Source organism: Ruminococcus champanellensis 18P13 = JCM 17042, assembly GCF_000210095.1.
GTDB classification, from domain to species: domain Bacteria; phylum Bacillota; class Clostridia; order Oscillospirales; family Ruminococcaceae; genus Ruminococcus_F; species Ruminococcus_F champanellensis.
Genome location: NC_021039.1, coordinates 1656891 through 1680767, shown reverse-complemented (window position 1 = coordinate 1680767; position 23877 = coordinate 1656891). Strand labels below are relative to the sequence as shown.

Annotated in this window: 24 protein-coding genes and 1 riboswitch; of the genes, 5 read left to right on the top strand and 19 right to left on the bottom strand. The window is 55.7% G+C overall.

Features of this window, described 5'->3' with window-relative positions; translation table 11 throughout:
* Positions 1 to 55: 55 nt before the first annotated feature.
* Positions 56 to 511, top strand: a complete 456-nt coding sequence (locus tag RUM_RS07525; protein ID WP_015558544.1) for a GtrA family protein — start codon at positions 56 to 58, stop codon at positions 509 to 511.
* Positions 508 to 2094 carry an NAD(P)/FAD-dependent oxidoreductase gene (locus RUM_RS07520; RefSeq protein WP_015558543.1) on the top strand — a complete coding sequence of 529 codons (1587 nt, stop codon included), beginning with the start codon at positions 508 to 510 and terminating at the stop codon, positions 2092 to 2094. Before RUM_RS07525 ends, RUM_RS07520 begins: the two co-directional genes overlap by 4 nt.
* Here the strand turns inward: RUM_RS07520 and RUM_RS07515 are convergent.
* The 15 genes from RUM_RS07515 to RUM_RS07445 all read right to left on the bottom strand — a co-directional run bounded on the left by RUM_RS07515 (position 2039) and on the right by RUM_RS07445 (position 16061).
* Positions 2039 to 3619, bottom strand: coding sequence for an oligosaccharide flippase family protein (locus RUM_RS07515; protein ID WP_015558542.1), 1581 nt, complete (start codon positions 3617 to 3619; stop codon positions 2039 to 2041). The two genes, RUM_RS07520 and RUM_RS07515, sit on opposite strands and share 56 nt — an antisense overlap.
* Positions 3620 to 3686: 67 nt before the next feature.
* Positions 3687 to 4367, bottom strand: a complete 681-nt coding sequence (locus tag RUM_RS07510) for an ECF transporter S component (RefSeq protein WP_015558541.1) — start codon at positions 4365 to 4367, stop codon at positions 3687 to 3689.
* On the bottom strand, positions 4364 to 6004 hold the full coding sequence (locus RUM_RS07505; RefSeq protein WP_015558540.1) for an ABC transporter ATP-binding protein: 1641 nt from the start codon (positions 6002 to 6004) through the stop codon (positions 4364 to 4366). Before RUM_RS07505 ends, RUM_RS07510 begins: the two co-directional genes overlap by 4 nt.
* Positions 5932 to 6837: an energy-coupling factor transporter transmembrane component T gene (locus RUM_RS12670; RefSeq protein WP_015558539.1), complete on the bottom strand. Its 906-nt coding sequence runs from the start codon at positions 6835 to 6837 to the stop codon at positions 5932 to 5934. Before RUM_RS12670 ends, RUM_RS07505 begins: the two co-directional genes overlap by 73 nt.
* On the bottom strand, positions 6834 to 7364 hold the full coding sequence (locus tag RUM_RS07495) for a DUF4430 domain-containing protein (protein ID WP_015558538.1): 531 nt from the start codon (positions 7362 to 7364) through the stop codon (positions 6834 to 6836). Before RUM_RS07495 ends, RUM_RS12670 begins: the two co-directional genes overlap by 4 nt.
* The gene (locus RUM_RS07490) at positions 7361 to 8725 is read right to left on the bottom strand and encodes a prenyltransferase/squalene oxidase repeat-containing protein (RefSeq protein ID WP_015558537.1); all 1365 of its coding nucleotides are present in this window, start codon (positions 8723 to 8725) and stop codon (positions 7361 to 7363) included. Before RUM_RS07490 ends, RUM_RS07495 begins: the two co-directional genes overlap by 4 nt.
* Entirely contained in the window at positions 8718 to 9650 is a 933-nt protein-coding gene (locus RUM_RS07485; protein ID WP_015558536.1) for a DUF4430 domain-containing protein, read from the bottom strand. Before RUM_RS07485 ends, RUM_RS07490 begins: the two co-directional genes overlap by 8 nt.
* Before the next feature lie 124 nt (positions 9651 to 9774).
* Positions 9775 to 9979, bottom strand: a riboswitch (cobalamin riboswitch).
* 20 nt (positions 9980 to 9999) lie between these two features.
* A complete protein-coding gene (locus RUM_RS07480) occupies positions 10000 to 10821 on the bottom strand; it encodes an Mrp/NBP35 family ATP-binding protein (RefSeq protein WP_015558535.1) in 822 nt (273 codons plus the stop codon).
* Positions 10822 to 10841: 20 nt separating this feature from the next.
* Positions 10842 to 11573 (bottom strand): YebC/PmpR family DNA-binding transcriptional regulator, encoded by a 732-nt coding sequence (locus RUM_RS07475; RefSeq protein ID WP_015558534.1) that lies wholly within the window; start codon positions 11571 to 11573, stop codon positions 10842 to 10844.
* Positions 11574 to 11578: 5 nt separating this feature from the next.
* Positions 11579 to 11983 carry a Mini-ribonuclease 3 gene (locus RUM_RS07470; protein ID WP_015558533.1) on the bottom strand — a complete coding sequence of 135 codons (405 nt, stop codon included), beginning with the start codon at positions 11981 to 11983 and terminating at the stop codon, positions 11579 to 11581.
* A gap of 1 nt (position 11984) precedes the next feature.
* Positions 11985 to 13262 carry a GTPase ObgE gene (gene obgE, locus RUM_RS07465; RefSeq protein WP_015558532.1) on the bottom strand — a complete coding sequence of 426 codons (1278 nt, stop codon included), beginning with the start codon at positions 13260 to 13262 and terminating at the stop codon, positions 11985 to 11987.
* 102 nt (positions 13263 to 13364) lie between these two features.
* The gene (gene rpmA / locus RUM_RS07460; RefSeq protein WP_015558531.1) at positions 13365 to 13649 is read right to left on the bottom strand and encodes a 50S ribosomal protein L27; all 285 of its coding nucleotides are present in this window, start codon (positions 13647 to 13649) and stop codon (positions 13365 to 13367) included.
* A 3-nt stretch (positions 13650 to 13652) separates the two neighbouring features.
* Positions 13653 to 13976: a ribosomal-processing cysteine protease Prp gene (locus RUM_RS07455; RefSeq protein WP_015558530.1), complete on the bottom strand. Its 324-nt coding sequence runs from the start codon at positions 13974 to 13976 to the stop codon at positions 13653 to 13655.
* Positions 13976 to 14287, bottom strand: coding sequence for a 50S ribosomal protein L21 (gene rplU, locus RUM_RS07450; protein ID WP_015558529.1), 312 nt, complete (start codon positions 14285 to 14287; stop codon positions 13976 to 13978). The genes RUM_RS07455 and rplU overlap by 1 nt, the downstream gene beginning before the upstream one ends.
* A 127-nt stretch (positions 14288 to 14414) precedes the next feature.
* Positions 14415 to 16061, bottom strand: a complete 1647-nt coding sequence (locus RUM_RS07445) for a cellulase family glycosylhydrolase (protein ID WP_242821760.1) — start codon at positions 16059 to 16061, stop codon at positions 14415 to 14417.
* A 122-nt stretch (positions 16062 to 16183) separates the two neighbouring features.
* Between RUM_RS07445 and RUM_RS07440 the strand changes: the two genes are divergently transcribed.
* The 3 genes from RUM_RS07440 to RUM_RS07430 all read left to right on the top strand — a co-directional run bounded on the left by RUM_RS07440 (position 16184) and on the right by RUM_RS07430 (position 19769).
* Complete coding sequence (locus tag RUM_RS07440; protein WP_015558528.1) at positions 16184 to 16915, top strand: NAD-dependent protein deacylase; 732 nt, start codon at positions 16184 to 16186, stop codon at positions 16913 to 16915.
* Positions 16916 to 17074: 159 nt separating this feature from the next.
* The gene (locus RUM_RS07435) at positions 17075 to 19225 is read left to right on the top strand and encodes a glycosyl hydrolase (protein ID WP_015558527.1); all 2151 of its coding nucleotides are present in this window, start codon (positions 17075 to 17077) and stop codon (positions 19223 to 19225) included.
* 112 nt (positions 19226 to 19337) lie between these two features.
* Positions 19338 to 19769 carry a hypothetical protein gene (locus tag RUM_RS07430; RefSeq protein ID WP_015558526.1) on the top strand — a complete coding sequence of 144 codons (432 nt, stop codon included), beginning with the start codon at positions 19338 to 19340 and terminating at the stop codon, positions 19767 to 19769.
* An 82-nt stretch (positions 19770 to 19851) separates the two neighbouring features.
* Here the strand turns inward: RUM_RS07430 and eno are convergent, their stop codons facing one another.
* From eno to RUM_RS07410, 4 genes are all read right to left on the bottom strand, one after another.
* Complete coding sequence (eno, locus tag RUM_RS07425) at positions 19852 to 21111, bottom strand: phosphopyruvate hydratase (RefSeq protein WP_015558525.1); 1260 nt, start codon at positions 21109 to 21111, stop codon at positions 19852 to 19854.
* Positions 21108 to 21719 (bottom strand): rubrerythrin, encoded by a 612-nt coding sequence (rbr, locus tag RUM_RS07420; RefSeq protein WP_015558524.1) that lies wholly within the window; start codon positions 21717 to 21719, stop codon positions 21108 to 21110. The genes eno and rbr overlap by 4 nt, the downstream gene beginning before the upstream one ends.
* Before the next feature lie 124 nt (positions 21720 to 21843).
* Positions 21844 to 22077, bottom strand: coding sequence for an acyl carrier protein (locus RUM_RS07415; RefSeq protein WP_015558523.1), 234 nt, complete (start codon positions 22075 to 22077; stop codon positions 21844 to 21846).
* Entirely contained in the window at positions 22070 to 23875 is a 1806-nt protein-coding gene (locus RUM_RS07410; RefSeq protein WP_015558522.1) for an HAD-IIIC family phosphatase, read from the bottom strand. The genes RUM_RS07415 and RUM_RS07410 overlap by 8 nt, the downstream gene beginning before the upstream one ends.
* Between the last annotated feature and the right edge of the window lie 2 nt (positions 23876 to 23877).

The following is a 23877-nucleotide window of genomic DNA, read 5'->3' as shown; positions in this document are numbered from 1 at the left end:
TTTTTGTGAAATATGTGCTATACTGATAAAATGATATATAAAGGAGTATGGAAACATGAAGGAGTTGCTTGGCTGTATCCGCAGGCTGGACTGGAAGGGATTGATGATCACCCCGTCGGACAACCTGTTCATTCAGCTGTTCCGTTATGCATTTGTTGGCGGTCTTGCATTCGTTGCCGACTTTGGCACCCTGGCACTGCTGTACCACAAATTCGGCGTCAATGAATATCTGGCAACGGCAATCGCCTTTGTGATGGGGCTGATCGTCAACTTCATCCTCTCCAAGCTCCTGGTATTCACCACCGGGGCAAAGGTAAAAAGCACAGTGCTGGAGTTCCTCTCCTACACCGTCATCGGTATCATCGGGCTGGGTCTGACGGAAGCCATCATCTGGCTCGGCACGGTACCCCTGCACATCCCGGTTCTGGTTGCAAAGGTCATTGCGGCGGTTCTGGTTCTGATCTGGAACTTTGCCGCACGAAAAATATTTCTGTACGGAGGAAAAGCATGAAGCAGGTTGTAATCATCGGCGCAGGGCCTGCCGGACTGACGGCGGCTTATGAATTGCTCAAGGCAAATGAGGACTACCAGGTCACCATCCTGGAGGAAAGCAACACCATCGGCGGTATTTCCCGGACGGTCAAGTATAACGGCAAGCGCATGGACATCGGCGGACACCGGTTCTTCTCCAAGGATGCCCGTGTCACCAAGTGGTGGGAGGAGATCATGCCCACCCAGGGTGCTTTGCCCTATGACTACAAAAAGCTGGGCAGGCAGATCGAAACCGTACCCGGCGGCCCTGATCCGGAAACCACCGACCGGGTCATGCTGGTGCGGAACCGGGTATCCCGGATCTACTACCAGAAAAAATTCTTTGACTACCCCATCAGCATGAAGCCCCAGACCTTCAAGAACATGGGCTTGTCCGCCACCATCAAGGCAGGATGCAGCTACATGAAGTCCACCGTCAGCAAGCAGGAAGAAACCTCCCTGGAGAATTTCTACATCAACCGCTTCGGCAAGGTGCTGTACTCCATGTTCTTTGAGGGCTACACCGAAAAGCTCTGGGGCAGACATCCCCGTGAGATCTCCGCCTCCTGGGGGGCGCAGCGTGTCAAGGGTCTGTCCATCAAGGCAGTCATCAAGGATATGTTCGGCAAGATCCTGCCCTCCGGCAACAAAAAAGAAGTGGAGACTTCCCTGATCGAGGAATTCTACTACCCGAAGTTCGGCCCCGGTCAGTTGTGGGAAACCGTAGCGGATCTGATCCGGGAAATGGGCGGAGTGATTCGCATGAACTGCGCCGTACATGCAGTACATACCGAAAACGGAAAGATCGTTTCCCTGGGATACACCGATGAAAACGGCACGGAGCAGACCATTGCCGGAGATTATTTCCTGTCCTCCATGCCCGTAAAGGATCTGATTGCCAGCATGCAGTCCACACCGGATGCAGTGCCGGCGGACATTGCCCAGATTGCTGCCGGGCTCCCCTACCGGGATTTCGTCACCGTAGGTCTGCTGGTGGACAAGCTGAACCTGGTCAACGGCACGGATATCAAGACCCTGGGGAACATTACCCCGGACTGCTGGATCTATGTCCAGGACGTAGGCGTGAAGCTGGGCAGAATCCAGATCTTCAACAATTGGTCCCCCTATATGCTGCCGGATCCGGAGCATCATGTGTGGATCGGTCTGGAATACTTCTGCAATGAGGGAGACGACTTCTGGAATATGAGTGACAAGGACTGCACGGAGTTTGCCATCATGGAACTGATCAAAATGGGCGTGATCCACAGTGCAGCCAACGTGCAGGATTCCCACCGGGAACGGGTCAAGAAGGCATACCCGGCATACTTTGACACCTACGATCACATGGATGACCTGATCGCATATCTGAACCGGTATGACAATCTGTTCTGCATCGGCAGAAACGGACAGCACCGGTACAACAACATGGATCACTCCATGGCGACCGCCTTTGAAGCAGTGGACAACATCCGCAAGGGCATCACCGACAAAAACAACGTTTGGAATGTCAATACCGAGCAGGAATATCACGAGGCAAAGCAGACGGAGCCGTCTGCACAGTAAAGGAACCAGACACGGAATGCAGAGATGTATTCCGTGTTTTTTTCTGCTGCTCCATGGAATCCAGCACCCGGAGAGCAAACAGATACACACCGCCCCCCAGCACCAGAAACACCGCCGGCTCCGCCCACAGGGGCAGGGCAAACAATCTCAGCAGCCGACACAGCAGCATGCCGCACTGCCAGGCAGCAAACAGTGCAATTCCGGGCCGCAGCAGAAGTGAACCCCAGGGAATGCCGCCGGCAAGCCGCCGAACCATCCAGAGCCGCACCAGATTGCCGATTACGTTGCTGGCATAATAGGACGCAAGAATCCCGTAAAAGCCAAAGATGGGTACACAAATCAGCAGCACGGAGATCCGGATCATATACTCGGCAAGATAGTTGACGGAGGAAAAATTCTGCTTTCCCATGCCACGCAGGATCCCCTCCAGCACGATCTCCAGATAGATAAAGGGAATCACCGGTGCCAGGATCCGCAGCATCCGTCCTGCAAAGGCGTCTCCTCCGATCAGGGTGCCGATCTGACTGCCATACAGCAAAAACAGCAGCATCACAAACCCGGCAAACCGCAGTGTCCGCCGCAGCACACTGCCAATCAGCGCCTGGGCATCCTCACCGCTGCCGGCACCCCGGTTCCGGGAAAGCTCCGGCACCAGGATGCTGGACAAGCATCCTAATACCACTGCTGGAAAAAACAGAGCAGGCAGCAGCAGTGCCTCAAATACCCCGAACTGGGCAAAGGCTTCTTCCGTAGAATTTCCGAACTGCCGCAGGGTAAATGGGATCAAGGCATCATTGGCAGTACTGAGCAGGGAGGTCAGATAGCTGTTTAACAGCAGGGGCAATGCTGCCCAGGCAAACCCCCGCAGACACATGGTGCAGGCATTGCTGCATGCTCGGCGGCTGTGCAGATACAGCACCCCCAGATAGCAAAATGCCGCCAGCTGTCCCAGCAGCATGCTGACCACAATGAGCATGAACAAACTGCAATGTCCAACGGGCAGCAGGAAGATGACTCCAAATGCCAAAGCGGCTCCATGCATGAGAAATTCAACCGCATCCGCCGCCGCAGGAATGGTCACCCGGCGCCGTGCGTGAAAATATCCCTTGAGACATGCACAGATGGACGCAAAGGGCAAAGTCACTGCCAAAAGCCGTACACCGCTTGCCAGGGCGGCAGACTTCAGAAACCGTTCCGCAAGCCAGGGTGCCAGCACAAACACGCTGCCCCCCACGAGCAGGCTCAGTAGCAGGCTGCAAATTCCCGCATACCGCAGCACACGCTCCGGATTGCCGCTGCTTCTGCCGATCTCCTCTGAAACGAACCGGCTGGTGCTGACAAAGCCGTTTCCACTGGCAAGCACGGCACACAGTCCGAAAAAAGTACTGATGAGTGTAACCACCCCCACCTGGGAGGGGCCGATCCGGCGGGTCAGAAACACATTCAGCATCAGACCCAGCGCCTGTAGCAACAACTGCATCACGCTTAGAAAGCAGGTATCCCTGCCCACTGATCCCTTGCTCATAGGCTCACCCCTTTTCCATAAAAGCTATGCGGGATGCGCCCGGAATAGACGCATCCCGCATAGGGATTCAGGTTTGTGTGAACAGTCCGTACTTGGTACAGATCCGGGTGAGCCGCCTGCCGATGGGCTTGGTCAACACCAGCAGGAATGCTGCATTGCTCACCGCATACACCGCAGTCACCGGCGCAGCGGTCAAGATCGCCGCACCATACCGGGCAAGGGTGATCTCCCCTTGGGCACTGAGTACCGTCCAGATATCCATCACCAGAGAGAAGAAGATGCCGGACAATGCGCCATAGAGCAACAGCACCGGCAGCCTATGAAACCAGGCATAACGGGCAAGGATTCCGGCGCCGTAGCCGATCAGCCCCCAGCTAAGCATCTGAAAAGGAGTCCACATGCCCTGACCGAAATAGCAATTGGACAGCAGTGCTCCCAAAGCACCGCAGAGAAAGCCGGATTCCCGCCCCAGATACAAGCCGGTCAGGATCACAAGGGCTGCCACCGGCTTGATGGACTGGGTCCAGGCGAAAGCCAATCTGCCTGCCACAGTCATTGCCACCAGCACCGCCAGCACCACCAGTTCCCCTGCCTGCCAGGCTCGATGCTCAATCCGCAGCAGCATCACTCCGCAGGTCAACAGTACCATCAGCACAGAAGCTGCAAGGGTATTTTGCAGCCATACTACACACAGCAGCATGCCAGCCGCCCCCAGCATCAACAGCCACCGCTGCACATGCCCCCTCATGCCTGCACCTCCAGGGCGGCAAGCACGTCTCCGCAGGTGACAGCCTCCGGCAGGCAGGACGCTGCCATCCGGTGCGCCGGCGTGGTGTAGATCCGGTTCTGCCGGAAAAATTGCCGGCTGGGGGTCAAGGGCGAAAGCTGTCCGTCAAAGAGCATGCCGCAAAGCTCCGTATACAAAGCGGCAAAATCCAGGTCATGGGTGGCAAGCACAATGGTAACGCCCTGTCCGGTCAGAGCACGCAGCTGCTGACCCAAGGACTGCCGTGCGGCTGCATCCATGCCCTTTGTGGGTTCATCCAACAGTAAAATTTTCGGCTTCGCCAGCAACAGCTTTCCCAGAGCAGCACGCTGTTGCTGACCGCCGCTAAGATCGTAGGGATGCTGCTTCAGCAGTTCCCGCAATGCCAGCACAGGCTCCAGCTCCGCAAGCCGCTGCTCTCTTTGCTGCTCATTCAACCCCAGACATCTGCTATAGGCGGTATAGTCCGCATCCAGGGTATCCTCACAAAACAGCAATGCAGGCTTCTGGGGCAGATACGCCGCCTGTATGCTGCCCGGGCGCAGCTTCTTCCCCCACACCTTCACCGAGCCCCGATCCGGCGAGAGCATCCCGCACAGCACCTGCAGCAGGGTGGACTTTCCGCTGCCGTTCCCACCAAGAATCGCCGTACAGGTACCCTCCGGCAGGGTCAGATCCACCCCCCGCAGCACATCCTCCTGCCGCTTTTCGTACCGAAGCCACACATCCCGGAGTTGGTAGCACGCCGCTCCCTCCGGCACAGTCTGCTCCGGGATCGGCACCGGCTTTGTCGGCATTTGCTCCAGAACAGCACGACCCTGGGGGATGGTCAGAGGACAGGGCTGCACCCGATGGTCAAATACCTGAACCGCTGCCGGCATGCCGGAACGAAGCACTGCATAAGCCTCCGTTCCCCGAAGCCGCTCCAACGCCTGCTGAGGCGGTGCCAGGCAGCAAAGTCTGCCCCCATGCAGCACTCCCACCAGATCCGCCATGGGCAACGCCTCCTCCAATCGGTGCTCTGACAAAAGGATGGTCGTCCCCTGCTCCCGGTTCAGCCGCTGCAGGGTGGCAAAAAAGTCGGATGCCGCCACCGGATCCAACTGGGCGGTAGGCTCATCCAGCAGCAACAGTTGAGGGGCAAGGGCAAACACGGATGCCAGGCTTACCAGTTGCTTCTGCCCTCCGGACAGCGTATCCGTCCGCCGCCGATACAAGGACTCCAGTCCAAAGTAACTGACGGTTTCTGCGACTCGTACTGCCATCTCGGATTGGGGCATACCCAAGGATTCCAGCCCGAAGACAAGCTCCTGCCAGACCCGATCCGTGACGATCTGCCCCTCCGGATCCTGTCCGATAAGTCCCACTGCCCCCGGCTCCGGCTTGCCTGCCTGGAAAATTGCCGGGTCAAACCGGATCTCCCCTTCCCGACTGCCATGGGGGGCACATTCTGCTTTCAGCAACCGCAGCAGGGTGCTTTTCCCGGAACCGGAACCGCCGCAAAGCAGCAGGATCTTGCCCCGGGGAACAGCCAATGTCACATCCTTCAGCGCCGGGACTGCCGCTCCGGCATAAGTAAAGCTGAGTGCTGTGGTTTCCACAAGTGCCATCTGATCCATGCGCCTCCTTCCTCCAATCCGGGCAAAAGCAGCAGCAAGCCGAACCCTGCGGCAGTTGCCAGTTCCCGTGCTCCAAGTTGAAATTCCATACGGGGGTAAAACTGCGCCTGCATAGCGCCCCGGTGCAGCAAAATTCCGATGCACACCGTCAGCAGCAGGATGCAACCCAGTTGCGTCCATTCCCGTTTCCGCATCCGGTACAGACTCATCCGGGTACGCTTTCCGCTGCCGTATCCTCTGGCACGCATGGTATAGGCAGTCTGCACCGCATCCTCCAGTGCACTGCCCAGAAGAACGGATAAGAGCTGAAAGCTGCCGTTCAAACGATGCACAAAGGTGTCCTGCCGGTAAAGCCCCATACATGTGTGCAGACGGTGCAACTGCTGGTACCGGCGCTGCAAGGCAGGCAGATACCGCATTGCCACCGAAAACAGCAATGCAGCCTGGGGGAGCACTGCGCCCAGCAGCCACAGGATCTTTTCCCCGTCCACCAGGTGACTATAAATACCCCCCCACAACAGCAGACTGCTGAGCAGTCCGCCCAGAACCGCCCCGTAGCAAAGTGCCTCCAGAGTAATGGGATTACCCCGGAAAAACAGCAGAGGCGTGACCCCATTGTGAGAAATCAGAGGGTTCAGCAGCGCCACTCCCAGGGCAAAGAGCACCAGTCCCGGCAGCCGCTTTACAAGCGCATGCCAGCCGGATAGGGCGCCGCTGACCACACAGCCGGAAACGAACGCTGTGCCGATCCAGAGGGGGTGCATGGTCAGCATACTCAATACCAGCACTGTGCCAAAGTAGCACAGCAGCACCAGGGGATGATCCCGTCTCATATGCCAGCCTCCTGCCACTGGGCTTCGGAAACGATGTACCGCCATTCGATCACATCTCCGTCGGACAACACATAGGCACCGCATCCCCGATCCGCCGCCTTGCCGTTGACCAGATAGATCCAGCCGCTCTGGGCACCGCAGGAGAACTCATATAAGTAGCTGATGCCCTGTACGTACACATCAGATGCGCCGGTGCTTTGATACTCCATCTGAATCTGGTGGTGCCGGGTCACCTGTTGTAACACATCAAACACCGTATCCCCATCCGAAAAGGAAACCTGCTCCTCCGGCAGGATCTGCCCGTTTTCCGGAAAATAGCCGCCGGCTTGCAGTGCCGGATCCAGCTGATCCCAAGCCCCGTATACCCGGCTGCAATCAATGGAGATGGAGGCATGCAGCCCTGTGTCCTCACCGGAGGATGCACCGTAATACTCTGCCGGAGTCTGCACATTGTGTACGATCCACGGTACCACGCACAGGGCGACACCAATCACGCAAAAACCGATCCCAATTTGTTTCGTTTTCATTCTTTTTTCTCCCACAGCATGCAGCCTCCCAGTGCCATGCAGACAAGTCCAAGCACCCACCAGGAACAGGTGACTGCCGGATGGGACTGCTCTGTTGCTTCCGCAGGGGCAGTGCGGATACCGGTACCTGTATTGACGACTTGTGTCTGGGTATATGCTGTCACGGTTCCGCCGACCGACTCCGTTCTGGCGGTTGTCTGCACGGCAGTGGTTTCTTCTGCATCATCGGAGGTCTGTGCCGGGATATCCGTTTCCTCCGGCGGCATGGTTTCCTCCGGTTCTGGTGCATCCGTCCCGATGGACTCTGTGACCGTCGGCGGAGCCGTATGCTCCGGCTCTTGACGCAGGGGCACATCCGTCAACTCATACACAGACTGCATACCCGCATCCAGCCGCTGCAACCCTGCCAGCGCCAGCATGCACTGGTTGGTGGCGATCACATTGCTGCCAGTCTGGGAAGCAATGTGGGCAAAGCCTCCGTCCTGCCGCCGATATGCCAACAGGGCATCCACCGGACTATGCCCCCCTGCCTGAAATGCAGCATCCAGCCGGGGATCCCGTCCAAGACTCAGCAACGCCAGGATCACCTGGGCTGCGCTTTCCGCATTTTCCGTGCCGTAGCTTGCAAAGCCGCCGCTTTCCAACTGCCGTTCAGACAGCAGTTCCATGCAGGCATCCACCACCTGCCGGATGGTGACAGCGCATGCAGCCCCATCAGAGCGCCGGGTATAGGTATACACCCTGTCCGCCTCATACAAAGGCGCCAGAGCCGCCACAACAGAAGCGGTCACATCCACATCTCCACTGGTGCCCGCAAGGGCAAAGCCACCATCCGGCAACTGCCTGGACAAAAGCTGCCGGATCATGTCCGCCTCCGTGTCGTGCGCATTGGCAGGCACTGCATACGCTCCACTGTGCAGGGTAATCAGCGCCCAGATCCAACCGGTCAACCCCTGCCGATCCAAAGCAGCGGTGTTGCCCCGGTTGTATGTGCCGTCGGCGATGAGGTCAATCGTTCCATCTGCACATCCGGCAGGATCCACTCCCATAGCCCGGAGAGTCAGAGAGATCCGGTGCCATTCGGTTGCCTTAGCAGGGCTCAGCTTTTGGGCGGTCTGATACTTTTGTGCCACATAGGCTTCCAGGGCTGCCGGATCCCCCTGTTCCTGTAAGGATGGCGCACGCTCCACTGCAAAGGTGAACCAATCCGTCTCCGAAGCACCCGGTTTGTCCTGCTCATGCTGTCGGTGCCATGCGGCTGCATCGGACAGCTCCTGCTCGTAAGAAGCCCCACAAACGAAGCGAGGCATACCAAGCAGCAACGCTGCTGATATGCCTGCGATCAGTATCCCTTTACGCATGCCGCTTCTTTGCACACAGTGCAGCCAGTGCCAGCACGCCGCATCCGGTAAGCACCAGTCCACCGGTATGATCTCCGGTCTTGGGTGCCGGGGTGCTTGTACCCGTTGCTGTCGTAGTCACGGTCGTGCCGGTGGTCTCCGCTGCAGCCTCTGTTGTGGTGGTCACAGTGGTAACGACCGGTTCTGCCTCCATAGCCGCCTGCAGTGCTGCTGCCGCCTCATCCAGCTTTGCCTGTTCTGCGGTCACATCGCTGATAACTGCAACTGCCGCATCGTAAGCAGCCCGAACTCCTTCGCCCTGGGCATCCTTTGCTGTTGCCAACAGCTTGGTCAGTGCATCCCGGTCTGCCGCCGGTGTGATGGCTGCTGCACCGCCCCATTCGGACATGTAAGAGGTGTCAATACCAAGATCCGCTCCGTATGCGTAAATGCTGAAGGTCCAGCGCAATACGTCCCCGTCCTGGGGCGTGTAATCCCCGATGCCGAAGGAAGGCACCTCATTGTTGACCATGTACATCCAGCCGGCAGTGCTTGCATAGTCATAGGACGCAAGCCAGCCCGGTGTGAGGCGCTCCTCCGCCAATGTACCGCCTGCGGCTTCCACTGCATTGCGGATCACCTCCGGAACGGTTCCCTTGCCCCCATCCGGATCAGCAATGGAAGCGATGTAGGCGCCTACGCCTTCCCCTTCGTTGATCTGCTCAGCCCCAAGGGCACGCTCCGTCAGGGCTGTACCGGTTTCTCCTTCATAAAAGGGCACTTCTACCGGCTCCAGAATGTAGCCCTCGCCAGTGGTAAATTTCTCCACTGCAACGGTCACATAACCCTGGGGCGCCGTTTCTTCTGCGAATACCGGCATAGCTGCAAATGCCATGCAGGCTGCCGCGGCACAAGCCGCAAGGATCTGCTTGTGTGTGTGTTTCATATTTATTCCTCCGATAAATCCGCCGGAAAAGAAAAGTGCCGCCGAAAGCGCCATGAAACCAAAGCCCCGCCCCGCAGCGCAGATGCAGGGCGGATGACTGAGCTTCCGCCATTCTCCTCCGGACTAATTGGGATAGAATGTGGCAGTTCTCCTGGCTTGAGTTCATCCTACTTGTCCGCATAGCCTTCCCGCACCGGCATGCCGGCACAGTGACCTGATTTACATCAACACGGAGGTTCGTCCCTCTCACAGTAGCGGGGACTGCTGCGGTTTTTCACCGCATTCTCTTTTCATGCACGCAGGGTGCAACCACATTCTCCACAGCACAGCTGTGTTCTGATGATTGGGATCAGACTGCCTCAATGGCGCTGACTGCATCCTGCAGCCAGTCCCCCTCAAACAGTTCGATCATACCCTTATCGCAGGCTGCTGCCAGCTTCGGGTTCATAGGGATCCGTGCCAGAACCGGCAAGCCATATTCCTTAGCGATCTCCTCAATATGGCTGTCGCCGAATACCTGGATCTTCTTTCCGCAATCCGGACATTCCGCATAGCTCATATTTTCCACAATGCCCAGGATCGGCACATTCATCAGCTTCGCCATCTTCACCGCCTTCTCCACGATCATGGATACCAGTTCCTGTGGGGTGGTGACGATGATGATGCCGTTGATGGGGATGGTCTGGAACACAGTCAGGGGCACATCGCCGGTTCCGGGAGGCATATCCACCATCATATAGTCCACTTCGTTCCAAATCACATCCGTCCAGAACTGCTTGACCACGCCGGCAATGACGGGGCCCCGCCAGATCACCGGGTCGCTTTCATTTTCCAGCAGCAGATTCACGGACATGATCTCCGTACCCAACTTGCTCTTTGCCGGATACAGACCCATATCGTCCCCCCGTGCCTTATCCCGGATTCCGAACATCTTCGGAATGGAAGGTCCGGTAATATCCGCATCAAACACGGCAGTCTTGTGCTCGTTGCGCTGCAGAGACACTGCCAGCAGGGAGGTCACCAGGGACTTGCCCACGCCGCCCTTGCCGCTGACTACTCCGATGACCTTGCCGATCTTGCTCAGTTCATGGGGCTTTTCCAGCATGCTCTCCGGCTTTCTTTCACCGCAGTTCTGGCTGCAGCTGCTGCAGTCATGTGTGCATTCACTCATTGTATGCTCCTTTCAGCCGGTTACTCCTCCGGCATCTCCCAGTTATGATATACGTTCTGTACATCATCATGATCCTCCAGATTTTCCAGCAGCAGATTCATTTTCTTGATCTGATCCTCGTCTGTCAGAGTGGTATAGGTGGAGGGAATCTGTTCAACCTCAGCGGACAGCACCTTATAGCCCTTTGCAGTCAGTCCCTCCCGCAGCGCATGCAGGTCGGAGGGTGCGCAGGTGATCTCTACCGTATCCTCATCGAAGGAAAAATCATCTCCGCCACAGTCCATGCAGTCCTCCATGACGGTATCCTCATCCAGACCGGTATTTTCCAGAATCACCACGCCCTTCTGGGAGAACATGAAGCTGACGCAGCCGCTGGTACCCAGATTGCCGCCGAACTTGTCAAAGTAATGCCGCACGTCGCCTGCTGTCCGGTTCTTGTTGTCCGTCAGACACTCTACGATCACTGCCACGCCGTTGGGACCATAGCCCTCGTACACCATGGACTCATAGCTGTTCTTGTCGTCTCCGCCGGCAGCCTTCTTGATGACACGGTCAATGTTATCGTTGGGCACATTGTTTGCCTTTGCCTTGGCGATCAGATCCCGCAGCTTGCTGTTGCTGTTGGGATCCGGGCCGCTTTCCTTGACGCAAACCATGATTTCACGACCGATTTTGGTGAAGATCTTGCCCTTGGCAGCGTCGGTTGCTTCCTTCTTCCGCTTGATATTATTCCACTTTGAATGTCCCGACATTCGTATCACTCCTCCGTTGGTAATTCCATATTCCAGATGGGAGCAAACAGCTCCTCCAGCCTGTCCTGCCGCCCCAAAAGATGCAGATAACCGAACAGACACTCCAATGCAGTGGCACGCCGATAAGTCTGTACGTCCGCATGCTTTGGCACTGTGTTTCCGGTGGCATTCCTCCCCCGGCGCAGCACGGTCTGCTCCTGTTCCGTCAGCATGGGCAGGATCACATCCACCGCAGCGGACTGATACTCTGCGCATACCCGTCGTATCGTCAGGTTATGCAGCTTGGCGTTGGGCATATTTGCACTGCCCAGGATCCGGCTGCGCATCATGCACTCGTACACGCTGTCCCCCAGGAACGCCAGCGCCAGGGGGCTGTATGCATTGACCTGCTTTTCCGTTAGTGTCTGCATATCACTTTACATAGTCAAATTCAAAGCCGAGGATATTGACCGTATCCCCTTCCTGAATGCCCATTTCCTCCAGTTTTTCAATGATCCCGCTGTTTTGCAGCACACGCTGGAAGTACTGCAGCGAGGAGTAGTCGTCCATATCCACCGTCCGCAGGATGGGCTCAAACCACTTGGCGTCCACATAGTACACCCCATCCTCCACCTGGATCTCGAACTTGCCGTCTCCGCTGCTGCGGGCAGCCAGCTCTTCTCCGGTCAGAGGCTCCGGCTCATACGCCTTGATGGGAGGCAGGGTCTCCAGTACCCGAGCCACATCCTGCACCAGGGCATCCGTACCCTGGGTGGTAGCGGCGGAGATCACGAAGAAGTGATGCCCTTCTCCCTCGATGAAGGTGCGCAGCCGCTGAATCTGCTCCTCTGTGGCCATGTCCGCCTTGTTGGCGGCTACAATCTGCGGGCATTCAGCCAGCTCCTCGCTGAAATTGGCAAGCTCCCGGTTGATGATCTTGTAATCCTCAATGGGATCCCGACCCTCCACGCCGGAAACATCCAGAACATGCAGGATCAGCCGACACCGTTCCACATGCCGCAGAAACTCGTGTCCCAGTCCCACGCCCTCACTGGCGCCCTCGATCAGTCCCGGAATATCCGCCATGACAAAGGAGCGCTCCTGGGCGATCTTGACCACTCCAAGCACCGGAGTCAGGGTGGTGAAATGGTAGTTGGCAATCTTGGGCTTGGCAGCGCTGACCACAGAGATCAGCGTGGATTTCCCCACGTTAGGGAAGCCCACCAGACCCACATCCGCCAGCAGCTTCAGCTCCAGGATCACCTCCAGCTCCTCACCCGGATAACCGGGCTTTGCAAAGCGGGGGATCTGCCGGGTAGCAGTGGCAAAATTCTGGTTGCCCTTGCCGCCCCGCCCCCCATGCGCCAGGATCTGTGGCTCGTCCGTGGACAGGTCTGCCAGCAGCCTGCCGGACTGGGCATCCCGGACAATGGTACCCCGGGGCACCTTGATGATCAGATCCTTTGCCGCCTTGCCGGTGCAGTTGCGGGAGCTGCCATCCTGCCCACGCTCTGCCACATACTTGCGCTTATAACGGAAATCAATCAGGGTGGAAAAATTATCGTCCACCACGAATACAACATCGCCGCCCTTGCCGCCGTCGCCACCGTCCGGGCCGCCTGCTGCTACATACTTTTCCCGGTGAAAGGAAACAGCGCCATCGCCGCCGTCTCCCGCCTTGATTTTAATTTTCGCCTTATCAACAAACATATGCTTCCTCACATGTGACAGGGCATCCGCCCGGCACCTTATTACACAATAAAACCCCTAGCCAAAGCAAGGGGTTTTATCTCTGTTTTTCAAACGTCCGGATTACTGCTCAACAGCGTAAACGGAAACCTTCTTGCGGTCCCGACCTACACGCTCGAATTTTACAGTACCATCGATCTTTGCGAACAGGGTGTCATCGGAACCGATGCCAACGCCCTCGCCCGGATGAATATGTGTGCCTCTCTGACGCACGAGAATGTTGCCTGCTACAACGAACTGACCGTCTGCACGCTTCACACCAAGACGCTTGGACTCAGAGTCACGACCGTTCTTAGTGGAACCCATTCCCTTCTTATGCGCAAAAAACTGCATACTAATTCTCAGCATTTCTTACACCTCCGTAAGCTTCATCTGAATTCTGTTCGGATAATCCTCTGACAGACACTGAAGCTGCAATTGCAGCCCCGCAAGCAGCTTGCTGCCTGCCCCTGCGCTGTCATCCTGCTGCCGGATGCTGATCCGGATCTCGTTGTCCAACGCCTCCACCTTTGCAGGGATCCGGAAGATCTCCGTGATTGTGTTGGTTGTCAGCTGTACTGCCGAGGAGACGGATGCACATACGATATCGTAGCCCGCATCCCCGAAATCGGCATGTCCGCTGATCTGGAGTCCGCACAGCACACCACCGCAGCTGCGGAATCTTGCGGCAATCATTATGCCTTGATTGCTTCGATCTTAAGCTTGGTATAGGGCTGTCTGTGACCCATCTTGGTCTTTTCGCCCTTCTTCGGCTTGTAGGTGAAGACTGTGATCTTCTTAGCCTTGCCGTTCTTGAGCACCTTGGCTTCAACGGTTGCACCTGCAACGTAAGGAGTTCCGACAGTCAGACCGCTTTCTGCGCCGATTGCGATTACCTTGTCAAAGCTTACTGCTGCGTCAGCCTCTACCGGCAGCTTCTCGATGAAGATCTCATCGCCTTCGCTGACCTGATACTGCTTTCCGCCTGTTTCAATCACTGCGTACATGATTCTGGCACCTGCCTTTTTCTAAAAACTCGCTGCGAGAGGCGGATGCATGCACATCACTTTTCCTGCCCATCACATGCGGCTTATTTATTTTATCACATTTTTACACCACTGTCAAGGGTTTTTCTCAGGTTTTTTCCTGGGTCAGATATCGGATCATAGCCACCAGATCCGCAATGTTCACCGTACCGTCCCGGTTGAAATCTGCAATTTCAGCGTCCAGGGTCTCCAGATCCGTGTGACCGATGATGTAGCGCTTGAAGATCACCACATCCAGTGCGTTCAGCTTGCCGTCGCTGTTGAAGTCACCCTGCAGAATGGGCTTGGCAGTGGTCACAGTCACCGGATTGCCCTGCTCATCCGTCACTGCTGTAGTGCCGGGTGTGGTCTTGCCATCCGTATACTCGCCCAGGGAAACCCCGTTGACCCCCAATGGGATCTCGTGATCCAGACCGATAAAGGCACCGTCCTCCGTCTGCCACAGCGCCGGCTTTACCAGTGCGTACTTCGCCTCATCCCAGGTGGAGAAATTGTCGTAAACCAGCCCGCCGGTATCACCGGAGTTTTCGTTGAAGCACCAGAAGGTATGATGGATATGCTTCTCGATCATATAGTCCCGCAAATAGGTCATCCACTTGGTGTTCTTCCCGTCTGCGTCATGCTCCTCGTCAATAAAGCCACCCCACTCGCCGATCAGCAGCGGCGCAATGTTCTCCTCATAAATAAACGCCCAGTTGTCATACCAGCAATCCTCCATCAGAGTCTCTTGGGTGAAATCCTTGTCAAACCAGGTCTGAGTCCATACCAGAGGCCCGTAGTCATGGGGAGAGAATACCACCTGTTTCTGATACTGGGGATTCTTTAGAGTAATCGGGTACTCCCGCTGTCCCCGGAAGCATGCACCCCACCAGGTATGATGATAGTACTCGGTCATGGTGGTGTAATCAATGCGAGGCGTCGTCCAGTCGTAACCCTCCATGGGGTATACCTCCACGCCTTCGATCATAATCAACAGGTTAGGGTTCACGTCCAGCACCCGGTTCGCACAGGTCTCTGCCGCGTACTTCCAGTTGTTGGCGTCCGTGGTATTATCCCACTTTGCCATGATATCCGGTTCATCCGCCGTACCATGGGGTTCATTCTTCAGGTCGATGGCTAGAATGGTGTCATCATCCTTGTAATAGTCCGCAAACCACTCCAAGCCCGTACACCAATCCTCCGTGCTGAACTTGTCCGTATACCAGAGGTGAATCTGATGACCGGCAGAAGCAGTCTCGGCACTGTGTACGTCAATCATGATTTTGATGCCCGCTTCTTTACACCATTGCACTGCCTGATTCCAGATGTCAAAGCTGTACTTCACTGTACCGCCTTCCACCCCCTCCACGGACAGTTCCGGATTGGAGTAGGTGTTTACCTTCGGCGTTGCCGGATCCGGATCCCCGTTTTTCCACTGGAGCAGCAGCTCCGTTGACATGGGTACACGCAGCAAATTGAACCCATGGTCAGCAATCTGCTGCAGCATGCTGTGCATGTTCTGGGACCATACCCCGTCGAACACCTGGCTACCCACATTGTAGCCGAACCAGTTACAGCCTGTCAGCCACACCTCGTTGCCGGATGCGTCATAGATCTTGTTCCCCTCCACATGCAGCCAGTCATCCTGGGTGGTTCCTTCCGCAGATGCCGTAGGAAAACCTGCTGCAAAACAGCCTGCTGCCACCATGCACAGGGTCATGCCCATTGCCGCTATACGTTTGAACTGTTTGATCAAAATGTTTCCGCCCCTCTCAATGTGATAGATACTTATATTTTATAGGATTTCACTAAAAAAGTCAAGCAAATAATTGCTTTTCTGATACAGCAGTGCTATACTGAGAAAAAGGAGGGGTTTCTATGAATCAGATTCAGCAGCTACAGGCCATGATCGACCAGAGCAGCAGCATTGTATTTTTTGGCGGTGCCGGCGTATCCACCGAAAGCGGCATCCCGGATTTCCGCAGTGTGGACGGCCTTTACAACCAGCAGTACGACTATCCCCCGGAGGAGATCCTGAGCCATCGCTTCTTCCTGAACCATACAAAAGAATTCTACACTTTCTATCGAAAAAAGATCCTGCTGTGTGACCATCCCTTTATGCCCCAGCCAAATGCCGCACACTATAAGCTCGCCCAGCTGGAACAGGCAGGCAGGCTCCGGGCAGTCGTCACCCAGAACATCGACGGACTGCACCAGAAAGCCGGCAGCAAACATGTGCTGGAGCTGCACGGTTCGGTGGAGCGGAACTACTGCATGGACTGCGGCAGGGCATATTCTGCGGATTACATTCGCAGAAGCACAGGCATCCCCCGTTGCAGCTGTGGCGGCATCATCAAGCCGGATGTGGTACTGTACGAGGAATCCCTGGACAGTGATATGATCTCTCAGAGCATTGCTGCATTGCAGCAGGCGGATCTGCTGATCGTGGGCGGCACCTCCCTGAATGTATATCCGGCAGCCGGCTTTTTGCAGTATTTCCGGGGCAATGCATCGGTACTCATCAACTGCGGTGAGACCCAGATGGACGGCAGCGTGGATCTTCTGATCCGGGACAAGATCGGCAGTGTACTTAACCAAATCAGTTGCTAATATTATTTAAGCAACCGTTTTATTCAATTCATCCTTCCATAACTTAACGGATTCTTTATTTAATATGCACATTTTTTCGAGTTTTTTATGAAAAGTACTTGAAGTTTTCAAACAAACGTGGCATAATATTAACATAAAATCATACAGGGAGGTTTTCTTATGAATTCATTCGTAAAGCGACTGGGCAGTGCCCTCACTGCCAGCGCAATGATGCTGACCGCCGGCATCTTCGTTCCGGTTCAGGCAGCCGACACAGGGGCTGATGCAGCGCCGCTGTTCACTGCCGAAGCGGAGGACTGCACCCTGCTGACCGGCGCCAGCGTCACCACCAATGTGTACGGCACGGAGTATCCGGGCTACAGCGGAGATGGTTTCGTATGGGCAGGGAACGCCGGCGGCATGACCTTTGAGGTGGATGTACCGGAGAATGCCATGTACGAGCTCACCACAAGATGCTGGATGTACCTGGGTGATCCGGGCACCACCAGAATGCAGACCCTGGCAATTGACGGAGATGTCAAAAGCTCCATCTACATTGCCAATAACGAAAAGTGGGAGGATTCCAGCTTCGGCTTCTTTTACCTGGAAAAGGGCAAGCACACCATTGAAGTGGGTGCTACCGGCAGCTGGGGCTTCATTCTCTACGACACCGTCACCTTTGACTTTGCAGATATGCCGGAGCTGAACATTGCGCCGGATCCCTGCGACAAAAATGCCACTGCCGAGACCAAGGCGCTGATGAAGTACATGACCGGTCAGTACGGCAACCACATCATCTCCGGTCAGCAGGAGATCTACGGGGGCGGCAACAACGGGGACACCGAGCTGGAATTCCGGTACATCTATGAGACCACAGGCAAATACCCCGTGATCCGGGGCTTCGATTTCATGAACTACAATCCCCTCTACGGCTGGGAGGACGGCACCACCGGCCGTGTCATCAACTGGGTGGCAAACTGCGGCGGCATTGCCACTGCTAGCTGGCACATCAACGTGCCCCAGGACTTTGACTCCTACACCCTGGGAGATCAGCTGGACTGGCAGAAGTGTACCTACAAGCCCACCTCCTCTTTCAACACTGCAAACTGCCTGGATCCTACCACAAAGGAATACAAATATCTGATGCTGGCAATCGAGGATCTGGCTGAGCAGCTGTTAATCCTTCAGGACGCAAATGTACCGATCATTTTCCGTCCCTTCCACGAGGCTGAAGGCAACAACAATACCAACGGCTCCGGCGCATGGTTCTGGTGGGGTTCCTCCGGCGCAGAGGTATACAAGGAGCTGTGGAAGCTGCTGTACACCACCCTGACCGAAGAATACGGCATCCACAACTGCATCTGGGAAGTAAACCTGTACGACTATGCAAATTCTGCACAGTGGTATCCGGGGAACGACTATGTAGACATGGTTGCATACGACAAGTACGAGGGCTCTCCCTACACCTGGAACACCTCTGCTGCAACCTCTGTCTTTCTGACCCTGGTGAATGACACCAACGACACCAAGATGGTAGCACTGGCAGAAAACGACGTGATCCCGGACATTACCAACATGGTGAATGAAGGCGCATGGTGGTCTTACTTCTGCCCCTGGTACGGAGATTTCATCACCAACGGTACCACCAATACCAAGGAAATGCTGGACAAGATCTATAACAGCGACTATGTCGTAACACTGGACGAGGTGCCCAATGACCTGTACGGCTATGCACGGGGCAACGGAGGCAACTGGAACGTGGAAGGTGCCTATGAGTGCGAGGACGGCAACATCCAGACCAACAAGGGCACCACGACCGTTGCTTACGATTACTGCTCTGGTGGAAAATATGTGTACCTCCAGGGAGAGGGCGACTACATCGAGCAGACTGTAACCGTAGAAAAGGCAGGCAAGTACGCCATCCGCTATGGTTATCAGCAGAACTTTGAGAAAAACGGCAAGACCCAGAACCTCTACGTCAACGGTACCGCAGTTGGCGAGGCTTTCTTCCCCTATTCCATCCTGTTTGGAGAGAGCGATGCCATCGTGGTAGAGCTGAAGGCAGGCAAGAATACAATCAAGGTAGAAAGCGGCGAGGGCTGGACATATTTTGACTACCTGACCGTAAGCTATGTGGGCGATGACATTCTCACCGGCGATATCAATCTGGACGGCAAACTCAGCGTCAGCGACGTGGTACTTCTCCAGAAGTATCTGATCAAGAGCGGTAAGCTGACTGCCGATCAGGCAAAGCGTGCCGATCTGAACGGAGACGGCGTGCTGAATGCATATGACCTGGCTCTGCTCAAGCACACCATGCTGGGTAAATAATCTCTTACACACAAAAGCAGAAAGCCGCTCCGGATGCTCCGGGGCGGCTTTTATGCATAGTTACACAATATAAATGTATGTGTTATAATATTATAAAAAAGGAGGGATACTTATGTTTGCAAAGGCTTCAACCCGCCAGAAGATGATCGCAATTGCTTCAGCAGCTGTTCTGCTTACCGCTGCATCCATCGGCTTTTTCCTTCGTCCATCCAAGCCATTCTCCACTCTGAAATCTGATGAGATCCAGGAGGCGCTGCTTTATACGGAATCAGGGACGAAAAGCGTCCAGCTAAGCTGGGAGGAGATCAACCAGGCAGTAGAAATGCTCAATGGCTTGCAGGTTTCCCACCGTGACAAAACACCGGATTCCAATACACTCGCCCGGCAGACCATCTCTCTGTGTATGATCCGGCAAGATCATACGGGCATCGTCATTTCCAGTGACGGAAGCACAGGCTGGATCATCAGCGGCGAAGGCTGGCAGGCTGATCCGGATTCTGCTCGATCCCTTAGCATGCTTGCACAAAATAAAGCCGACATGTAGGCACAAGCTTTACGCGACATTACCTGAAAAGCCGCTCCGGATGCTCCGGGGCGGCTTTTTCTTTCATTGTGCGGGATTCCCTTTACATTCTCCCATAACGGGCAGCACTGCCAAGCTCGGACTCAATCCGCAGCAGTCGGTTGTATTTTGCCACCCGATCCGTCCGGCAGGGTGCGCCGGTCTTGATCTGTCCGGCACCCACTGCCACTGCCAGATCCGCAATGGTGGTATCCTCCGTTTCCCCGGAGCGATGGGACAGAATCGTCCGGTACCCGGCGGATTTCGCCATGCCGATAGCGTCCAGCGCTTCGGACAGGGTGCCGATCTGGTTGCACTTAACCAGCAGTGCATTGGCGGCATGCTCGGAAATGCCACGGGACAGATGCTCCGTATTGGTTACAAACAGGTCATCCCCCACTAGCTGCACACAGGCACCCAGTCGGCTGGTCAGCTTGCTCCAACCCGTCCAGTCCTGTTCCCCCAGCGGATCCTCAATGGAACAGATGGGATAGGTTTTGCAAAGCTGCTCCCAATAGTCGCTCATGCCCTCTGTGTCATACTCCGTACCTCGCTTTGGCAGCCGGTACTTCCCGTTTTCGTACCATTCGCTGGCTGCTGCATCCAGAGCGATCTGCACATCCGATGTGCTGTAGCCTGCCTTTTCAATGGCCTCCAGCACACACGCAATGGCATCCTCATCCGAAGCCAGATTCGGTGCAAAGCCCCCCTCATCCCCAACGGTGGTGGCAAGACCTCTCCCCTTCAGTACACCTCCCAGAGCGTGGTAGATCTCCGTACCCATTTGCAGTCCCTCCCGGAAGGAGGATGCGCCCCGGGGCATTACCATGATCTCCTGGATATCCACATTGTTGGAAGCATGGGCACCGCCATTCAGAATATTCATCATAGGCACCGGCAGCACATTGGCATATATGCCTCCCACATACCGGTACAGAGGCATGTGGTAATGTCGTGCCGCCGCCCTGGCTGCTGCCCAGGACACTGCCAGCATGGCATTTGCCCCCAAGGCGGATTTATTGGCTGTACCGTCCAGTCTGCACATGCACCGGTCGATCCGGTACTGATCCAGAGTACCCTGGGCAATCAACGCCGGCGCCAGCACATGGTTTACATTGGATACTGCCTTGCGAACGCCTTTCCCATTGTAGCGGCCTTCCCCGTCCCGCAGCTCCACTGCCTCAAACATGCCGGTGGATGCACCGCTGGGCACACTGGCGGCACCCAGGGAACCGTCCGACAGCAGCACCTCTGCCCGGACTGTGGGATTCCCCCGGGAGTCCAGCACCTCATATCCTCTGATCCGTTCGATTTTCACACTCATGCCTGTGCCACCCCCGTCGTATACGGCGCATAGGCCTGCCGCACAAAATAGCCCTGGGGATGGGAGCATACAGGACAGATATGGGGCGCTTCCGTGCTGTCCACAATGTGTCCGCAGTTCAGACACATCCACTTGGTGGGGGTTTCATTGACGAACAGCTTCCCGCTTTCCATCCACTGGGCAAACATGCCAAACCGTTCTCCATGAGTCTTTTCGATCTTTGCGATCTGCTGGAATGCAACGGCAGCCTGGGTAAAGCCCTCCTGGGCAGCGATCTGCCCGAACTGGGGGTACACCGGGTCAAACTCCTGAAATTCGTTGTGCTGTGCATGCTGCAACAAGGGCAGCACCTCCGTCAGCACCTCCACCGGATAGGTACCGTCCACCGTTACGTTCTGCCCGTTCAGCTCCTTGAGCAGGTCATAAAACACCTTTGCGTGGGCAAGCTCCTGACTGGCAGTCAACTGAAACACCGCCTTGATCACATAAAGCTGTGCCTGGCTTGCTGCCTCTGCTGCAAAGGTATACCGATTCCGTGCCTGGCTTTCGCCGGCAAATGCCCGCATCAGATTCAGCCGGGTCTGACTTTCTGCAAATGCTATCTGCATGGTTCTTTTGCCTCCTTTTTATGGCAGCACTAAGCAAAGCATAAAATGCCGCCGGATGCAAATAGTATCTGCGCAAAGCCGGTGAATATACAAAAAGAGCAGCGCATCTGCACTGCTCTTTACCTTACGTTCTGCTTTCGATGATCTGTACCATTTCCCCCACGTTTTTCATGCCGGAAACCTCCCGCATCTGGAACCGCATGCCAAATGCGTCCTCCACGGCGGCGATCAGATTGATATGCTCAATGCTGTCCCAATCTTCAATGTCGTTTGCAGTAGTCTCCGGGGTCAGTTCGATGCTGTCATCATCAAAGACCTCCCGGAATACCTTTGTCAGCTTTTTGTAAGTATCACGCATGTTCCTGTTCTCCTTCCTGATTGACCCGGATCACATGATTCCGGTTTGTATAGTTCGTCAGATCCAGCAGCCAGTCGGTTCTGCCCTCTGGGGTCTCGGATTGCTTTGCAAAACCGAAGCCTTCATACAGCCCTGCCACCATCTTGTTCTTTGCCGTGGGCAGGTAGACCCCGTGCAGGGTGGTGATCCCCTGCGCCCGGCACTGGGATACCAGCGTATCCAGCATCGCAAGCTCCATATCCCGCTTCAGCACCCGGCAGCTCATAAGCCACAGAATGATATCCAGTTGGGTGCCCTGCTTCTGCCCGATCACAATGGAAACAATGCCGTTGTCCCCGAACTTATCCCGCAGCCGTCCGCACAGACGGACGTAATCCGGACTGTCCGCCACCGCCTGCATTTCACTTTCCGTGTATCGGCGGGTAGTCAGATTGAACTGGTTGCTTTTATTGGTCAGCTGGGTGATACGGGGCAGGTATACCGGGGAAAAATCCCGGATCTCCGCCTGCATCTCCAGGCTTTCCAGATACTCCGTGTAGTCGGCATACTGCTTCTGCTGCTGACTGCGCTGCAGGTTCTCCCGATACATTTCGTTCCGCTTTGCATCGTCCTTGGAATAAGCGGTCATTTCAAAGTAGCCGCAGTGATCCAGTACCCGGATATAATCCGTCACTTCCCCCATCTCCGGAACGGCAATGCCAGGGATCTGTCCCCGGACGATGGCACGCTCCGCAGGGTTATCATCCACAAACACAAAGCTGTCCGGCAGCAGACTCAACTGATCGGCAATGTGCAGAATGTTCTGATCCTTCGGCTCCCAGTTAGCCTCCACTGCGATGAAATCCTCCCGGTGCAGCACGTTTTCCGGATGCTGCAAGCCAAGCTCCGCATTTTCCGGCTCGTTCTTGGAGCATACATTCAGCAGCACTCCAAGCTGCTTGTGTGCTTTCAGATACTGCTGAAATTCCGTATAGCCCTGAGCCTGGGCAGTTTCCTGACCGATTTCGATGCCTGCCTGCCCATCGTCCCCGATGACACCGCCCCATAGGGTATTGTCCAGATCCAGCACCAGGGCTTTTTTATTTTTGCCGTAAATGGAGCGGATCACCCGGGTCAAACTATAGGCATAATCTGGAATGGCTTGCAGCGCCATGGGGTATTTGTACAGATACCAGTAGCTGGGATCCGCCCATCGATCCAGCCCGTAGCATGCAGCAAGACTCATCAGATCATGCACATAAAACTGGGGATGCTTCCGGGCATACCCGTAGATCAGCCGGTTCAGCTCCGTTACAAAATTGGTCAGCCCGTGGGGGTCGGAGGCATCTGCGCTGCCCAACAGCCGATAGGAGGGAAACTCAAAATTATTCTGGATCACGGGACAGTGATAGGTTTCCGCCAGCTTGTCCCACATGGCTTCCAGCTTCTGATACTGCCGCTGCACCGCCTCCCGGCATGCTTCCTCCGACAGGGTCAGATCCTGCTGAAATTCTGTAATATTCCGGCAGGTGGTATGCACCACAATCAGATCCGGCTGGAATGCCGCCAGCGTTTCGTTGGGAAACATGGCATCCTGCCAGTACTGGGCATACTCGGATTCATAAAAGGTCGGGGCAATGCCCTCGTTCAGCAGGAACAGCTCCAGCATGGACACAATGTCTGCCGTGGTGGATCCCCCCAGCACAGCGATCCGCTTGGGAATCCGCTGACTGTTGTCTGCCAGCAGCTGCCGCCGGTATTGCTTCCGGTGCCGCAGAAGCTCCGGACTGTCAAATGGATACGCAAGAGCCTGTAGCATAA

Bases quoted from the DNA above. Each gene is read 5' to 3' on its own strand.
- RUM_RS07440 (WP_015558528.1), top strand. From the start codon at position 16,184: ATGAATCAGATTCAGCAGCTACAGGCCATGATCGACCAGAGCAGCAGC.
- RUM_RS07525 (WP_015558544.1), top strand. From the start codon at position 56: ATGAAGGAGTTGCTTGGCTGTATCCGCAGGCTGGACTGGAAGGGATTG.
- RUM_RS07430 (WP_015558526.1), top strand. From the start codon at position 19,338: ATGTTTGCAAAGGCTTCAACCCGCCAGAAGATGATCGCAATTGCTTCA.
- RUM_RS07505 (WP_015558540.1), bottom strand. From the start codon at position 6,004: ATGGATCAGATGGCACTTGTGGAAACCACAGCACTCAGCTTTACTTAT.
- RUM_RS07510 (WP_015558541.1), bottom strand. From the start codon at position 4,367: ATGAGGGGGCATGTGCAGCGGTGGCTGTTGATGCTGGGGGCGGCTGGC.
- RUM_RS07485 (WP_015558536.1), bottom strand. From the start codon at position 9,650: ATGAAACACACACACAAGCAGATCCTTGCGGCTTGTGCCGCGGCAGCC.
- RUM_RS07410 (WP_015558522.1), bottom strand. From the start codon at position 23,875: ATGCTACAGGCTCTTGCGTATCCATTTGACAGTCCGGAGCTTCTGCGG.
- RUM_RS07480 (WP_015558535.1), bottom strand. From the start codon at position 10,821: ATGAGTGAATGCACACATGACTGCAGCAGCTGCAGCCAGAACTGCGGT.
- RUM_RS07520 (WP_015558543.1), top strand. From the start codon at position 508: ATGAAGCAGGTTGTAATCATCGGCGCAGGGCCTGCCGGACTGACGGCG.
- rbr (WP_015558524.1), bottom strand. From the start codon at position 21,719: ATGCAGATAGCATTTGCAGAAAGTCAGACCCGGCTGAATCTGATGCGG.
- RUM_RS07415 (WP_015558523.1), bottom strand. From the start codon at position 22,077: ATGCGTGATACTTACAAAAAGCTGACAAAGGTATTCCGGGAGGTCTTT.
- RUM_RS07515 (WP_015558542.1), bottom strand. From the start codon at position 3,619: ATGAGCAAGGGATCAGTGGGCAGGGATACCTGCTTTCTAAGCGTGATG.
- rpmA (WP_015558531.1), bottom strand. From the start codon at position 13,649: ATGCTGAGAATTAGTATGCAGTTTTTTGCGCATAAGAAGGGAATGGGT.
- RUM_RS07455 (WP_015558530.1), bottom strand. From the start codon at position 13,976: ATGATTGCCGCAAGATTCCGCAGCTGCGGTGGTGTGCTGTGCGGACTC.
- RUM_RS07490 (WP_015558537.1), bottom strand. From the start codon at position 8,725: ATGCGTAAAGGGATACTGATCGCAGGCATATCAGCAGCGTTGCTGCTT.
- obgE (WP_015558532.1), bottom strand. From the start codon at position 13,262: ATGTTTGTTGATAAGGCGAAAATTAAAATCAAGGCGGGAGACGGCGGC.
- RUM_RS07435 (WP_015558527.1), top strand. From the start codon at position 17,075: ATGAATTCATTCGTAAAGCGACTGGGCAGTGCCCTCACTGCCAGCGCA.
- eno (WP_015558525.1), bottom strand. From the start codon at position 21,111: ATGAGTGTGAAAATCGAACGGATCAGAGGATATGAGGTGCTGGACTCC.
- RUM_RS07495 (WP_015558538.1), bottom strand. From the start codon at position 7,364: ATGAAAACGAAACAAATTGGGATCGGTTTTTGCGTGATTGGTGTCGCC.
- rplU (WP_015558529.1), bottom strand. From the start codon at position 14,287: ATGTACGCAGTGATTGAAACAGGCGGAAAGCAGTATCAGGTCAGCGAA.
- RUM_RS07470 (WP_015558533.1), bottom strand. From the start codon at position 11,983: ATGCAGACACTAACGGAAAAGCAGGTCAATGCATACAGCCCCCTGGCG.
- RUM_RS12670 (WP_015558539.1), bottom strand. From the start codon at position 6,837: ATGAGACGGGATCATCCCCTGGTGCTGCTGTGCTACTTTGGCACAGTG.
- RUM_RS07475 (WP_015558534.1), bottom strand. From the start codon at position 11,573: ATGTCGGGACATTCAAAGTGGAATAATATCAAGCGGAAGAAGGAAGCA.